Source organism: Thermogemmatispora aurantia (assembly GCF_008974285.1).
In the GTDB taxonomy this organism is placed as follows: Bacteria; Chloroflexota; Ktedonobacteria; order Ktedonobacterales; family Ktedonobacteraceae; genus Thermogemmatispora; species Thermogemmatispora aurantia.
The window spans coordinates 137,882-151,211 of the sequence record NZ_BKZV01000009.1 but is presented as its reverse complement, the minus strand read 5'-3'; the positions used below and the strand labels follow the sequence as shown (position 1 = coordinate 151,211).

General features: G+C 62.0%; 10 protein-coding genes. 7 read left to right on the top strand and 3 right to left on the bottom strand.

Features of this window, described 5'->3' with window-relative positions:
- The first annotated feature begins 26 nt into the window (after window positions 1-26).
- On the top strand, window positions 27-770 hold the full coding sequence (locus KTAU_RS20595; RefSeq protein ID WP_151730114.1) for a hypothetical protein: 744 nt from the start codon (window positions 27-29) through the stop codon (window positions 768-770).
- Between the two features lie 239 nt (window positions 771-1,009).
- Here the strand turns inward: KTAU_RS20595 and KTAU_RS20590 are convergent, their stop codons facing one another.
- From KTAU_RS20590 to KTAU_RS20580, 3 genes are all read right to left on the bottom strand, one after another.
- A complete protein-coding gene (locus tag KTAU_RS20590) occupies window positions 1,010-2,338 on the bottom strand; it encodes a magnesium transporter (RefSeq protein ID WP_151730113.1) in 1,329 nt (442 codons plus the stop codon).
- Window positions 2,339-2,345: 7 nt separating this feature from the next.
- Complete coding sequence (gene pyrG, locus KTAU_RS20585) at window positions 2,346-4,055, bottom strand: CTP synthase (RefSeq protein WP_151730112.1); 1,710 nt, start codon at window positions 4,053-4,055, stop codon at window positions 2,346-2,348.
- Between the two features lie 293 nt (window positions 4,056-4,348).
- Window positions 4,349-5,044 carry an MBL fold metallo-hydrolase gene (locus KTAU_RS20580; protein ID WP_228026567.1) on the bottom strand — a complete coding sequence of 232 codons (696 nt, stop codon included), beginning with the start codon at window positions 5,042-5,044 and terminating at the stop codon, window positions 4,349-4,351.
- 528 nt (window positions 5,045-5,572) lie between these two features.
- On the opposite strand from KTAU_RS20580, the gene KTAU_RS20575 reads away from it, so the two are divergent.
- The 6 genes from KTAU_RS20575 to KTAU_RS20550 all read left to right on the top strand — a co-directional run bounded on the left by KTAU_RS20575 (window position 5,573) and on the right by KTAU_RS20550 (window position 13,287).
- Window positions 5,573-6,145 (top strand): hypothetical protein, encoded by a 573-nt coding sequence (locus KTAU_RS20575; RefSeq protein ID WP_151730111.1) that lies wholly within the window; start codon window positions 5,573-5,575, stop codon window positions 6,143-6,145.
- Window positions 6,146-6,339: 194 nt separating this feature from the next.
- Entirely contained in the window at window positions 6,340-6,585 is a 246-nt protein-coding gene (gene secG / locus KTAU_RS20570) for a preprotein translocase subunit SecG (protein WP_228026566.1), read from the top strand.
- A gap of 443 nt (window positions 6,586-7,028) precedes the next feature.
- Entirely contained in the window at window positions 7,029-8,291 is a 1,263-nt protein-coding gene (locus tag KTAU_RS20565; protein WP_151730110.1) for a serine/threonine-protein kinase, read from the top strand.
- 534 nt (window positions 8,292-8,825) lie between these two features.
- A complete protein-coding gene (locus KTAU_RS20560) occupies window positions 8,826-10,082 on the top strand; it encodes an MFS transporter (protein WP_151730109.1) in 1,257 nt (418 codons plus the stop codon).
- 369 nt (window positions 10,083-10,451) lie between these two features.
- The gene (locus tag KTAU_RS20555) at window positions 10,452-12,515 is read left to right on the top strand and encodes a serine/threonine-protein kinase (protein WP_151730108.1); all 2,064 of its coding nucleotides are present in this window, start codon (window positions 10,452-10,454) and stop codon (window positions 12,513-12,515) included.
- A 490-nt stretch (window positions 12,516-13,005) separates the two neighbouring features.
- Window positions 13,006-13,287: a hypothetical protein gene (locus tag KTAU_RS20550; RefSeq protein ID WP_151730107.1), complete on the top strand. Its 282-nt coding sequence runs from the start codon at window positions 13,006-13,008 to the stop codon at window positions 13,285-13,287.
- Window positions 13,288-13,330 lie beyond the last annotated feature (43 nt).

The following is a 13,330-nucleotide window of genomic DNA, read 5'->3' as shown; positions in this document are numbered from 1 at the left end:
CAACCAGGGGCAGCAAGGAGCGTTTCATGCTAACCTTTGAAGATGTGACCGGTTTCTTCCTGAAGGCGGCTGCGGAGGTCGGGCTTACGGCACATCCCGAATACTGGATCAACTCCCGCACCATGGAACGTGAATTTGCCTGCACCTGTCACATCGGAAGCTGCGAGCAGGTCGAAAACTCCAGCATCTGCACCGTCTCCTTTAGCTGGGGTAGTCTGGATACCGCGCTTTCCCTCGAAGGGCCCAGGGGAGTCTGCGATTTCTTCCACGAGCCTCATGCCGATTGTCCGCACCTGCGCACGCGCGAGATTCCTGCGCTGGTGCTGGACCTCTCCTACTCACTCTCCCTCAAAGGCACCACCTTCTCGGAAGAGTCGCTCCTCTCTCTGACCCAGATGCTCAGGCTGCGCGCCAGTGAGCACAGCAGCCGCACGATCGAGACCCGGCCCGGCGTCACGCTGACTCTCCAGGACCATCGTCTCGCCCCGGAGTCACTGACGCTCCAGCAGCGCGTGGAACTCCCGATCTGGCACCCAGAGGGTCTGCGTGGCCTGCACGAGAGTTCTCCTTACCAGTACAGCGGGGGTCAGACACTCAGTCCAGACTGGAGTCATCGCTACAGTTACGAGGAGGAGGAAGAAGGCGAGGCGGAGATTGTGGCCGATGATCCGCATCCCGAAGAATGGCTGCCTCGGGTCATGGTAGATGTCTGCCAGGACATTGTTCATGTGCTTGAAGCCTTAAGCGCGGTCTGCTCTCTTCCCGACTAGGCAAGGGGGAGAGCAGATCGCCTGCTCCATCTCATCTGCCCTCGCGGCCAGGATCGCTCGGGGTTGGTTTCCTCTTTTTCGTTCGTTCCGCCTTCCAATCAGTGGAGGCTTCTTTCCCCTCTCTTCCATCTGGAGAGCTGGCTTATCTGCCGCTGCACTCCCTGACCCTCGTTCCTCCTGTACTCCTTCCTTCCTTCCTTCCTTCCTCAACAAGGCGGCTCAGCTCAATCGAGGTTCAATTAATAGCGGCGCACTGGTCGTCGGCGCCGCTCTGGCGGCAGCAGGACGTCGATAGCATCGTCAATGGTGACAATTCCCTGGAGAGCACCCTCGTCGTTGACCACCGGGACGGCGAAGAGATTGTATTTGGCGATAATCTCGGCTACGTTGAGCGCATCAGCTTCGGGCCGCACCGTGACCAGGTCGCGATGCATTAGCTCTTGCAGCGTCTGCTCCGGCGAGGCCACCAGCAGATTCCAGATCGAGACGACGCCGAGCAGGTGCGGCTCATCGCGCTCCTCGTCATCGACGACGTAGATATAGACGGCGTGGCCGCCCTGGTCCAGAATATGACGACGCAGGGCTTCCAGGGCCTCGGCGCTGCTGCGGCTGCCGCTCAGGGCCAGGTAGTCGGTGGTCATCAGGCCGCCGGCAGAGTTTTCGGCGTACTCTAGCAGCTCACGGACGTCCTCCGATTCCTCGGGCGTCAGCAGGCGCAATAGCTCCTGGGCCCGCTCTTCTGGCAAGCGAGCCAGGAGATCGGCGACTTCGTCCGGCTCCATGGCGCGCAGGATGGCGGCGGCCCGCGCGGCACTGAGCTTCTCCAGGATATAGGTTTGACGTTCGGTGTCTACCTCCTGGAGAATGTCAGCGGCGGTTTCGTCGTCGAGGCCCTCCAGCAAGCGCGCACCCTGGGCTGGCGTGAGCTGGTGAATGATATCGGCGATGTCGGCGGGGCGCAGCTCGGCCAGGGGACCGCTCGGCGGGCGCCTCAGCTCCTCATGCCCTTGCCCTTCCGGCCTGCCTGCTCCCCCCCTTCCTTTCCCTTCCAGGCCCTCCTCTGGGGTCGGCTCCCCCTCGCGCAGCAGCTCCAGCCGTTCCCAGGGAATGAGGCTGCCCGGCGCCTCGCGCCCCCTGGCTCCTAACAGCCAGGCAGGCATCAGGCGCCGCAGCAACCCCCAGGTACTGGTATCGATCCCCACAACGCGCCAGTCCGGCTCTAAACAGACATCGTTGACGCGCACCGGGCGCCGCTGCTCCAGATCAACCGCCTGCTTGTCGAGCACCTCGTGCGCCAGGCTGATCTCGTTCTCGACCGCCGCAGGCGGCGGTAGCTCGGGCAGGGCCATGCGTAGGACCAGCGTGTGATCACGTACCTGGACCGCCAGCGGCGTGACACGCCAGAGGTGCCCATCCTGACCTTCTACCAGCAGAGCACTGGCATAGGTGGGGCCACCTGGCTCTTCGCGCGCCTGCGCGGGAGCCACCAGCACATCGGTGAGTTTTCCAACGCGCGTACCTTGCGCGTCCTCTACAGGTGCCCCGAGTAGATGACTCAAATATAACATCTTGCCTTTATTTCGACATTTCGAGTCGCGAATCCGAAGCGACGCCCTCGGGGGTGCGCGTGATGCCGACGCGGGCCACGCTCTCGCCTGGCTCCGCGCTGCTCGCGCTCATGCCAGCGTGCCGCTTGCAGGCGGCGATGAAGTCGCGGAAGAGCGGATGGGGGCGGTTCGGGCGGCTCTTAAACTCTGGGTGGAACTGTGAAGCGACAAACCAGGGATGATCGGCCAGTTCGATGATTTCGACCAGGCTATTGTCGGCGGAGCGACCGCTGATGACCAGGCCGTGAGCTTCCATGCGCTTGCGGTACTCATTGTTGAACTCGTAGCGGTGGCGATGGCGCTCGAAGACAATGGCCTCACCGTAAGCCTGGTAGGCGCGTGTGCCGGGGATCAGGCAACAGACCCAGTTGCCCAGGCGCATGGTGCCGCCTTTTTCCGAGATATGGCGCTGGGTCGGCATCAGGTCGATGACGGGATGGGGGGAATGCGGATCGAACTCCGAGCTGTTGGCGCCTTCGAGGCCGAGGACGTTGCGCGCGAATTCGATGACGCTGACCTGCATGCCCAGACAGAGGCCCAGGTAGGGTGTATGAGTACGGCGCGCATAGCCGGCGGCCTTGATCTTGCCCTCGACCCCGCGGGGGCCGAAGCCGCCGGGCACGATGATGCCGTGAACATCTTCGAGGGCCTCGGTATAGGCCTCGCCCATCTTTTCCAAGGCCTCCGAATTGATCCACTTGATCTGGACATCGACGTCATGGTACCAGCCGGCATGACGCAGCGCCTCGGCCACCGAGAGATAGGCATCGTGCAGCTCGACGTACTTGCCTACCAGGCCGACGGTGAGAGCCGGGCGCGGCTTCTTGATCTTCTCCACCAGGGCGCGCCACTCCTCCATCCGTGGCGGATGGGCAGGCAGCGAGAGGGCCTGCACCAGGTAGTCGCCGAGGCCAGCCTCTTCCAGGATCAAGGGGATCTCATAGATGGTCTCGACCGTTAACAGGGGGACAACGGCGCGGGTTTCGACGTTGCAGAAGAGGGCAATTTTCTCGCGCAGCTCCTCGCTGACGGGATAGTCCGAACGGCAGAGAATGACATCGGGCTGAATTCCGACGCGCAGCAGCTCCTTGACGCTGTGCTGCGTAGGTTTGGTCTTCAGCTCACGAGTCGCGCCCAGATAGGGCAGCAGGGTCACGTGCAGGTAGAGCACATTGGCTCGCCCCACATCCTTGCGCATCTGGCGGATGGCCTCCAAAAATGGCTCGCCCTCGATATCGCCGACCGTGCCACCCACCTCGACAATGACGACATCGGCGTCCGAGCGGCGCGCTACATTATGGATGCGCTCTTTGATCTCATTGGTAATATGGGGAATCACCTGAATCGTGCCCCCCAGGTACTCGCCACGCCGCTCCTTGCTGATGACGGTGGCGTAGACCTGGCCGGTGGTGACGTTGTTGGCCTGGTAAGCTGGTTCATCGGTAAAGCGTTCATAGTGGCCCAGATCGAGGTCGGTCTCTGCTCCATCGTCTGTGACAAAGACCTCGCCATGCTGATAGGGGGACATGGTGCCGGGGTCAACGTTGATGTAGGGGTCGAGCTTCATGATGGAGACGGAGATGCCCCGATTCTTAAGCAGACGCCCGATGGAGGCAACGCTAATACCCTTGCCCACAGACGATGCCACACCGCCGGTCACAAAGATAAATTTTGACATAAGAACTCCTCCTCGTGTGGAGCCTTCACCATCGCGTATGAGACCGTCTTCATTCGCTCAGTCAGTCAGTCACTTACTCACAGGCCGCCTGGCGCCAGCACGCACTGCTGTCGACGCGCGGCGCGCGCTTTCAACGAAGCACTGCACTGCCTGGCCAGATCAGAGAATACCCGACGCCACGCTCGCCAGCCCGCCACCTCAACCAGCATGCTCGTTCGCTGGCCAGGAGCCATCTCCAGGGAGAGGAGCCGCTCTGCGGCTCTGGGAGCCAGCCTTCACGCAGGCGCTTCCGTTCAGCTCAGACTGCGGCAGGAGAGGATCACGACCTGCGTCTCTGTTGGCAGGTTGCTTTGTGAGATCACGAGCCTGGGCTGGGGATTGATCGTCTCCACGCCCATCTCGCGGCAAAAGGTCACTAGCGCGTCAGGCAGCGACTGCGAGCCGTCGGCTGCCAGAGGATAGTAGTGCATGGGAATGACGATGCGCGGCACCACCTGGCTGATCACTTCAGCCGCCTGCGAGGCGTTGAGGGTGTGCTCGCCACCAATGGGCACCAGCAGGATGTCAGCATCGGCGACCTCCTCAAGCTGCTCTTCCTGCAGGGTATGGCCCAGATCGCCAAGATGACAGACGACGATGCCATCTATGTGAATGACATAGATGGTATTGCGTCCTCGTTCGCGCCCCCGCTGATTGTCATGATAGGAGGCAACGCCAGTGATCAGCACGTCGCTGATCTCGTACTCGCCCGGCCCGCGCACAATACGGGGATTCCCCTGCACAGCGCGGACGTAGTTGTGATTGGGATGCTCGTGACTGATGGTGACAATCGAGGCGCTGACCTTACCCAGGCGCAGAGGCTCCTTCTGCTGCGGGGCGACTTCCGTCTGGGGAGCGAACGGGTCCGTGATGAGCGTGACTTGTTTTCCTCGCAACTGAAAACAGGAGTGGCCGAGCCAGGAAATCTCCATTGCAAAATGTGAGGACACCCGGAGGTGTCCGCTCCCGCGAAATTCAAGAAGAGGGCAGCCGTCAGTCACGCGCTCATGCCTGGCAGACTCCCCTCGTGTTGCCTTACTGGTCGACTGTTCGAAATGGAAAACATAAGTTCGGGCGGGGACTGCAGTCCTCGCCCGGATTACATTGTACCACAGGGATAGGTCTTCTACAAGGGAGCCTCTTACCAACCAGGCTTTTTTGCTTAGTCCGCTCGGGCCTGCGCCGGCCTGCGCCGGCCTGCTCGCTCATTCCTCCGCGGCACTCGCCGCACTCCTGCAGCTGAAGCCTGGCGCTTCAGGGCCGGCTTGCTTGACGGGGCCTGCGCCCGCGGTTTATACTGCTGCGATAAGCACGCTTCTTCCTTCCGCTCAGCTGCTGCTCTGCAAACCTGCTCGTAACGTAAGCTTGCAGCCCAGTATGGCCATATGGCGCAAGACCTGGGCGGCGGCCCCAAAGGCGGCTACGGACAGGCAGAGGTCTGCGCTATGGCTCGTGCGAAGTATGGATGAGATGATCTTATGCGCCTGGAGGAACATGTAGCCTTTTCAACGGCGGCGGCCCTGGTGGCTCTGCCGTGGCTGAAAGAGGAGATCTGGCTGCCCTATGCGGCCAGTATTCTGATCGATGTCGACCACTATCTGGAGTTTGTGGCAGCTCGCCGGCGCCTGAGTCCGCGCGAAGCACTGCGCTATCTGCGCACTCCTCAGCGCCAGCGTGGCCCTCTGCCGAAACCACTGCACCAACCGTGGACGTTGACCGCCCTGGCGGCGCTGGCAGCCCTCACTCGCCAGCGCTGGCTGTGGCTGGTGCTGGCCGGTATGCTCTTCCATGTGGGCCTGGATGCCTGCAATAATCAGCTGGTGCGCCACATTCAGGGACAGCTCCAGCAGGAGGCCGCCGGACGCTGCCCACGCTGCGCTCGCGAGACGACCAGGCTGGAACTGCATGCCCGTCGCCCGCTGCGAACTCTGCTGGCTCGCTACCGACGGGCCAATTATGTGGTGCTGTGCCCGGAGTGCCATCGCCTGGCTCATCAGCGGCAGACACCGATCACGACTTCCAAGACCGCCCGTCTGGCCCCGGCCCGGTAGGGATAAGGGAGGGACCAGGCGGTGCACTGCGGCCAGGCCAGCTCTCATCTCGCCTGGCCTGGGGGCCTGATAGAGAGAGAAGCCGGCTCGCTTCTGCTTCCTGGCCCCCGTCTCGACGGCGCGAGGCTTCTGTGATATAATCGCCTCGAAGGTTTTGGCCAATGGATGGCCTGCGATGAAAGCGAGGGTGGACCTTGAATACGTTGCAAGCCTGGGCCCCGGCTCTCCGGGTGATTCAGATTATTCTGTCTGTGGCTGTGATTCTCTTTATCTTGCTACAGGCGCGTAGCGCCGGCCTGGGCAGCATCTTCGGCGGAACCAGCGCCGGCTCGGTCTTTAAGACACGCCGCGGCGTGGAGCGCCTGATCTTTAATTTGACGGTGGTCTTTGTGGTGCTCTTCGCACTGGTCTCGGTGGTAATGATGCTGCTGCCCGCCTAGATCGGTCGCCTCGGCTAGATAGGGGCGCATGGGGAGGCCGCTCTGCATCCGCGCACGCTCAACAAGGCTGCTCCGCGCCCCGCCCGGTACTCCCGGCTCCAGTCCTGCCTGCCGCTCTACCTACTACACCCACATGGGCCGCAGTCTGGGTTCCCTCAGCTATTTTTTGCGCTCTTCTCACCCCCACTCTGCTGGATTCTCCTCCCCTGGGCTGGGTGGGCTTGCTCCCTCCCCACCTGTAACGCCCAAGCTACGGCTGTGTTTTTCTTGAGCTATAAATAAGCATAAACGAATTTATAGATGTAGCGCTATCCAGAATCTCTGGAATCGGCAGCGATTCGCTGCACTTCTCAGGCTGCTTGTTTCCGTGTGAGCACATTGACATGTTCCATGAGCGCTATCTACAATCATAGCAGGCAAGCAAGGAGCAGGAGGCGAGCAAGATGGAGCAATCGCTGAGTTTCTCGACTGAGGCGGACCAGGGCGGGAACGCCTCCAGTGGCGGTAAGCCTGGAGCGAGGGGGCAATGGCTACCGCTGGCGGCCCCCCGTGAACTGGGCCATTACCGCCTGGCGCGTCTGTTGGGCCGTGGGGGCTTTGCTGAGGTCTATCTGGGTGAGCATCGCTATCTGGGGACCGAAGTGGCCATTAAGTTGCTGCAGACTCAGCTGGAGCCAGAGGTGCTGCAGCGCTTCTGCGCGGAGGCGCGCATCGCGGCTCGTCTGCACCACCCGCATATCGTGAGGATCTTCGATTTCGTGTTGCTAGAGGAGCAAGGAACGGCTTTTCTGGTGATGGAGTATGCGCCAGGGGGAACTTTGCGCCAGCGCCATCCCCGTGGCAGCCGCTTGCATCCGGCGACGATCCTGCTCTATTTGCAGCAGATCGGGGCCGCCTTGGACTACGCCCATCGGCAGCAGTGCATTCATTGCGATATTAAGCCGGAGAATATGTTGATTGGGCGCGACGGCTCGCTGCTGTTGAGCGATTTCGGTATTGCTGCTTTGAGTGGCCAGCATCAGAGGGGCTGGCAGCAGAAGGAGGCCATTGCGGGGACGCTGGCCTATATGGCGCCGGAACAGCTGGCTGGTCAGCCGCAGTTCGCCAGTGATCAGTATGCGCTGGGGGTGGTAGTCTATGAATGGCTGTGCGGGGAGTGCCCTTTCCGCGGTTCGCCCGCTGAGATGCTGGCTCAGCATGTGCACATGCCACCGCCGCCGTTGCGTCAGCGCGTGCCGACGCTGCCGCCGGGACTGGTGGCCGTGGTGGAGCGGGCGCTGGCCAAGCAGCCGGAGGCGCGCTTCGCGACGGTGCTGGAGTTCGTGCGAGCTTATGAGCAGGCCCTGGGCCGGGCTTTGCGTCCCCGCATCCTTCCCCAGCCAGCACAGCGACAGGTCGAGCGCCCGACGCGACGGGCCTTGATGGTGGGGATGACCAGCCTGGCAGCCAGCGGCTTGCTCGGCGGCGGTCTGACCTGGCTGGCTTTTTCGCCTCAGCTCCGCCCCAGTCGCCCGGTGCTGCCCGGCTGCCCGCTCCCGCTGAGTCAGCCAACAGGGCACCCGCTTGAGGTGCCAGCACAGGCGACGCCGCTCACTCCCCCACCTCAGAAGCATGAGGGTCAGGACCAGCTTCCTTCTTCTTCTTCTCTGCTGCCCCGAGCGCTGCCCTCCCCACGCTCACGGTCGTCTGCGCCGTCTCGCCTCTGAACGTCCCGCGTGCTTTGACAGGCCGACTGCGCCTGTGTTACTATTCACGACCGTGATGGCTAGATCTCTTTGCTCTGCTGCCAGCGTTGAGCTGCGCACGGCTTCGCTGCGCAGCGACGCTATTCGCCCGACCTATATCGCGCATGCTCCAGCCGCATAGGCCTGGCGCAGCTTATGCGGCAGAAGAGAGGAGCAGCGCCACCACCAGGGTAAGCAAGTAAGCAGGACAGCGTTCTGCTGATGGGTGCTCTTTGGGCAGCGCGTCGTCTGCACTTGCTGGCGCGCGGCAGAGGCAGCCAGTTGCTACGATCGGCGCTGTAAAGCACAGCCCTCCTCTTTCGCTCTTCTCCTCTGACTGCTCTCCTCGAAGCCTCTCTACTTTGCCCAGGTTTTCATTGCCGTTCAGGACCGGCGAGGCGAGGGTCCTCTCCTGCTGGCTGCCGCGCCAGGCCGCTTCCTTTCAGGTGAGCGTCCATTGTGGAGGCAATGGCTTGTAAGAGTAGGTGATGTAGAAAGGAAAGGAATGCCTGAATCATGGAGAAGCAGATCGAATGCCAGAAACAGGAAGCACTGCCCGCAAGACCTCTGGCGCGCGGCGCCCGCCTGCGGCTCTTATTGGCCTATGATGGCTATAATCTGGCCACGAATGCGACGTTGAGTAGCGCGGTCTGGATGATCTATCTGGCGCGCCACGGCTATAGCCCGCTGGTCATTGGCTTGCTGGAGATGACTCTGCATGTGACGAAGCTGTGTGCAGAGATTCCAACGGGGATCTACGCGGATTTGCTGGGACGACGTCGCAGCCTTTTTGTATACTGTAGCCTGTCAGCAGCAGCAATGCTCTTTTTATCGCTTCCGCTCTGGCCATCGATCGCCTTGAGCTTTGTGCTCTGGGGCCTGGCCTTTGCTTTCCGCGGCGGCGCCGAGGAGGCGCTGCTCTGGGGTCTGGCGCGACGCCTGGTCGCTCATGAGGGGCAGCAACAGGGCTACTATAGTCGCCTGATCAGCCGCATGTATTTGCTGGCCCTGGTGGCGGAGGCAGCCAGCACGAGCGTCGGCGGGCTGCTCGGCCAGGTGCAGGAGGCGCTGCCGTTCCTGGTTCAAGCCGCCCTGGCCGTGCTCGCCATGCTGCCCCTGCTGGCGTTGCCTGAGGAGCGCGGGACCAGCGAGCGACAGCCGCTACGGCATCTGCTGCAGGGATTGCGCGCGGTGCGAAGCGACAGGGTGCTGGTCGGTCTGCTTTTGCTGGCGGGCCTGGTCGAGGGCTGCGGGCTGACCATTTATTACTATCATCAGCTCTATCTGAGCAGCCTGGGGCTGACGCTGGCGCAGGTGGGCCTGGTGATCGCCGCCAGCCAGGTGATCAGCTTCGGCTGTACGGCCCTGGCCCCCACGCTGTTGGCCCATATGAGAGGCAGCCATCTGCTGGCCGGGCTGCTGCTGGCGCTGGCCGGCGGGCTGCTGTTGATGAGTCTGCCGCTGGTGCCGCTGAGCCTGGTCGGCTTCTTGATGCTCTTCCAGGGGGCGTATGCTCTCTGGCAGCCAGTGGTGAGTACCTGGCTCAACGAGCGCAGCCCCGAGGCCCAGCGGGCTACGGTGCTTTCTCTGCAGACGGGCCTCTTTAGTGCGGCGATGGTGACGCTCTTTCCGCTCTTCGGGCTGGGACTAGGAGCAATGAGCTATCGCTCGCTCTATCGCGCGCTCGCGCTTCTGGCGGGCTGCGGCTTGTTGATGGCCAGCCTGCGCTTCCTCTGGAGCCGCCGGAGCCGCCGGCGAGGTAGCCAGCGCTAGCCAGGGCGAGGAGCACGGGGTGAGGCAGCCAGTGAACAGCCCGCGCGCCGCGCTGGTCCAGCTACGGGGACGCCGGGCGGCACTGGCTTGCCGTTTTTTTATGCACAACTCACAAATTTTTAGCTACTCGTCAGCAGCTATCTTGTACGACATGAGGTTACCGACACGTGGCCGCGCTAGAACTGAGCAGCAGGCACTTTCAGAGTCTTACGAGTACTTGACGAGCTTTCTCCTCTCTCCTACAATAAGTATGCTGGTAGATTGGTAGCCAGCAGCCAACCAGGGTCAGCATCTCGCTAGACAGGCCGCGTAAGATGGGGACGTCCGCCCAACACAGGGCTTGCAAGCACAGGCAAGAGAACAGGCACGATGGTTGATCATTCGGGGAGACAGCTCGATAATTATTTCCTCCTCCGCTTGCTTGGGCAAGGTAACTATGGCCAGGTCTACCTGGGCGAGCATACTCAGCGCAAGCATCTGGTGGCGGTGAAGGTGCTACACACCGGTCTAAACTATGAGGCGCTGCGCCATCTGGTCAATGAGGCCCGCCTCTTCCGCCTGCGGCATCCGCACATTGTAGCGGTCCAGGATTTCGGTGTCGAGCAGGCGCTCGGGGTGCCTTTCATTGTGATGGATTACGCTCCCAACGGTACCCTGCGCCAGCGCCATCCCCAGGGAGCGCGTGTGCCACTGGAGCTGGTGTTGCACTATGTGCATCAGCTCGCCGACGCTCTGCAGTACGCCCACGATGAAAATGTGATTCACCGCGATCTGAAGCCGGAAAATATGCTGCTGGACCAGGAGGACCGCCTCCTGCTGACCGATTTCGGGATCTCGGTGATCGTGCAGACGCCTCCGGGTCAGACCCCTCTGGAGCAGCAGAACGCCGGCATCGCCGGGACGCCCCATTATATGGCCCCGGAGCAGTTTATGGGACGCACTAGCCGCGCGAGCGATCAGTATGCGCTGGCGGTGATCGTCTATGAGTGGCTCTGCGGCGATCCTCCTTTCGATGGAACTTTCTATGAGCTGTACGCTCAGCATTCTCAGGTTCCTCCTCCTTCCCTGTTGGAGCGCGTGCCAGACCTCTCGCCCGAGATCGAGTATGTCATTATGCGCGCGCTTTCAAAGGACCCCAAGGGCCGCTTCGCCAGTGTGAGCGAGTTCGCTCATGAGCTGGAACGCGCCGCCCGCTCCCTGCTGGTGCTCAATTATGTGCCGCGCATTCAGCCGCGCAGCCGCCAGGAGTGCTTTGACGATGGGGTGGCTTTCTATTTTCAGGGCCGCTATAGGGAGGCGGCTGAGGCTTTCTCTGAGGCAATCGCCCTGGACCCTTCCTACGCCGATGCCTATGTGAACCGCGGTAGCTGCTATTTGCAGCTCCAGGAGCCTGAGAAGGCCATCGCCGATTTCGACCACGCCCTGGAGTTGAATCCGCAGCAGGCTATCGCCTATAACGGACGCGGTTACGCCCGCTGCGCTCTGGGCGATGATCGCCAGGCCATCGCCGATTTCGACCGCGCTCTGGAGCTGGACCCGACGTATCTGGAGGCCTATTTTAACCGGGGCCGCGCTTACCGCCGCCTCCAGGAGTATGAGAAGGCCATCGCTGACTATAGCCGTGTGCTGCAGCTCGACCCTTCCCATGTCGATGCCTATAATAATCGCGGCAATGCCTATTGCTGCCTGGGCAATTTCGAGCAGGCTATCGCCGATTTCAGCCAGGCCATCCGCCTCAATCCCGAGTATACGCTGGCCTATAATAACCGCGGCAATGCCTACGACGCGCTGGGCAAGTATGAAATGGCTCTCGTCGATCTGACACGCGCTATCGAGCTGGACGCTTTCTATGCCAACGCCTATAATAATCGCGGAACAGTATATCGCAATATGCAAGAGTATGAGCAGGCGCTGGAGGATTATCAGCACGCGTTGGAGCTTCAGCCCGATTATGCGCTGGTTTACTATAATCGCGGCCTGACGTACTATGAGCTGCAGGACTACGAGCAGGCCATCCAGGATTTCGAGCGCGCTCTGGAGCTTGATCCGGGCTATGTGGAGGCCTATATCAGGCGCGGCATGGCCTACGATGCTTTGCAGGAGTACGAGAGGGCTATTGCGGATTTCAACCGGGCGGTGGAGCTGGCTCCGTGCCTGGCACGGACCTATGTCTACCGCGGCCTGGCTTACGCTGGCCTGGGCAACTACCGCCGCGCGATTTTGGACTACGATCGCGCTCTGGAGCTGCGCCCCGACGATCCCGAGAGCTATCGCCACCGGGGTGTGGCTTATTTCCGCCTGGGAGACTATCAGCGGGCAATCCTGGACTACGATCGCGCCCTGCAATTGGACCCGAGCAATCGGCTGGTGCGCGCCAGCCGCGAGGAGGCCCTCTATCGGCTGCGCCAGGAGCGGCGGCGTGAGGCCCGCTGAATCCCTTCTTGCTCGTGCTCCCGCGCTCTGGCCGGCCAGATAGTCCAGTCCGCTGGCTTCCAGGCCCTCCGTTCGCTCAGTCATCGGGTCGGCCCCTGGCTTCCTTCTCCCCCGCTCTCTGGCTCGGAGACCAGGCCCGCGCGCGCACCAGCCAGCTCGCCTGGCGGCGCGCTGATGATGGCCTCCAGGGACGGTCGTGGCTCTTAGGCGTCTCACACGTTTCATATGCAGGCTAACCGGGAGAGCACAGGGCTGCGGGGAGGCCAGCGGCCAGCGCTAATGGCTCTGCAGCGCAGCCTGTCCGGCGTCAGCGCCCGCCGACAGAGGACGCTTGTTGTTCTGCGCTGCGGACAGTGGCTATCTTTCTATGCAGTGAGTAGTGGACGGCGAAGGCGGTGCAGTTTTGTATTGTATAAGGTAATGGGGCAGCAGATGATGAGTCGCTTTGACAGGCGTCAAGGCAGCGGTTCAGCAATGATGAGGAGAAGATATGCTAGAGCTGCCACCCGAGGAGCTGCGCGGGCTGGACAGTCGCCGCAGCGTCAGCGAGTTCGGCGTCGGCGCGGCCTCTCTGCGGCCCGGCCTCCGCTCCTGCGAGCAGGGCGCTCTGCGGCGGGACCTGGCCGCTCTCAGCTTCCCCAACGCCGCGGCCTTTTCCAGCCCTGGTATGCGCTTTCTTGAGCCGGGCATAGCGGGGAAGGCTAGGCGCGAGGGTTCTTCTTGCAGCGATCCAGTGGCTTTCTCTATACTATCGGCTATACCACTATCCTGATGGGGAATGCGCCCGGGCTGGCCAGGATCTGCGGTCGGCAGTA

Coding starts and splice junctions, on each gene's coding strand:
- KTAU_RS20555 (WP_151730108.1), top strand. CDS start 10,452: ATGGTTGATCATTCGGGGAGACAGCTCGATAATTATTTCCTCCTCCGC.
- KTAU_RS20550 (WP_151730107.1), top strand. CDS start 13,006: ATGCTAGAGCTGCCACCCGAGGAGCTGCGCGGGCTGGACAGTCGCCGC.
- KTAU_RS20590 (WP_151730113.1), bottom strand. CDS start 2,338: ATGTTATATTTGAGTCATCTACTCGGGGCACCTGTAGAGGACGCGCAA.
- KTAU_RS20560 (WP_151730109.1), top strand. CDS start 8,826: ATGGAGAAGCAGATCGAATGCCAGAAACAGGAAGCACTGCCCGCAAGA.
- pyrG (WP_151730112.1), bottom strand. CDS start 4,055: ATGTCAAAATTTATCTTTGTGACCGGCGGTGTGGCATCGTCTGTGGGC.
- KTAU_RS20575 (WP_151730111.1), top strand. CDS start 5,573: ATGCGCCTGGAGGAACATGTAGCCTTTTCAACGGCGGCGGCCCTGGTG.
- KTAU_RS20565 (WP_151730110.1), top strand. CDS start 7,029: ATGGAGCAATCGCTGAGTTTCTCGACTGAGGCGGACCAGGGCGGGAAC.
- KTAU_RS20595 (WP_151730114.1), top strand. CDS start 27: ATGCTAACCTTTGAAGATGTGACCGGTTTCTTCCTGAAGGCGGCTGCG.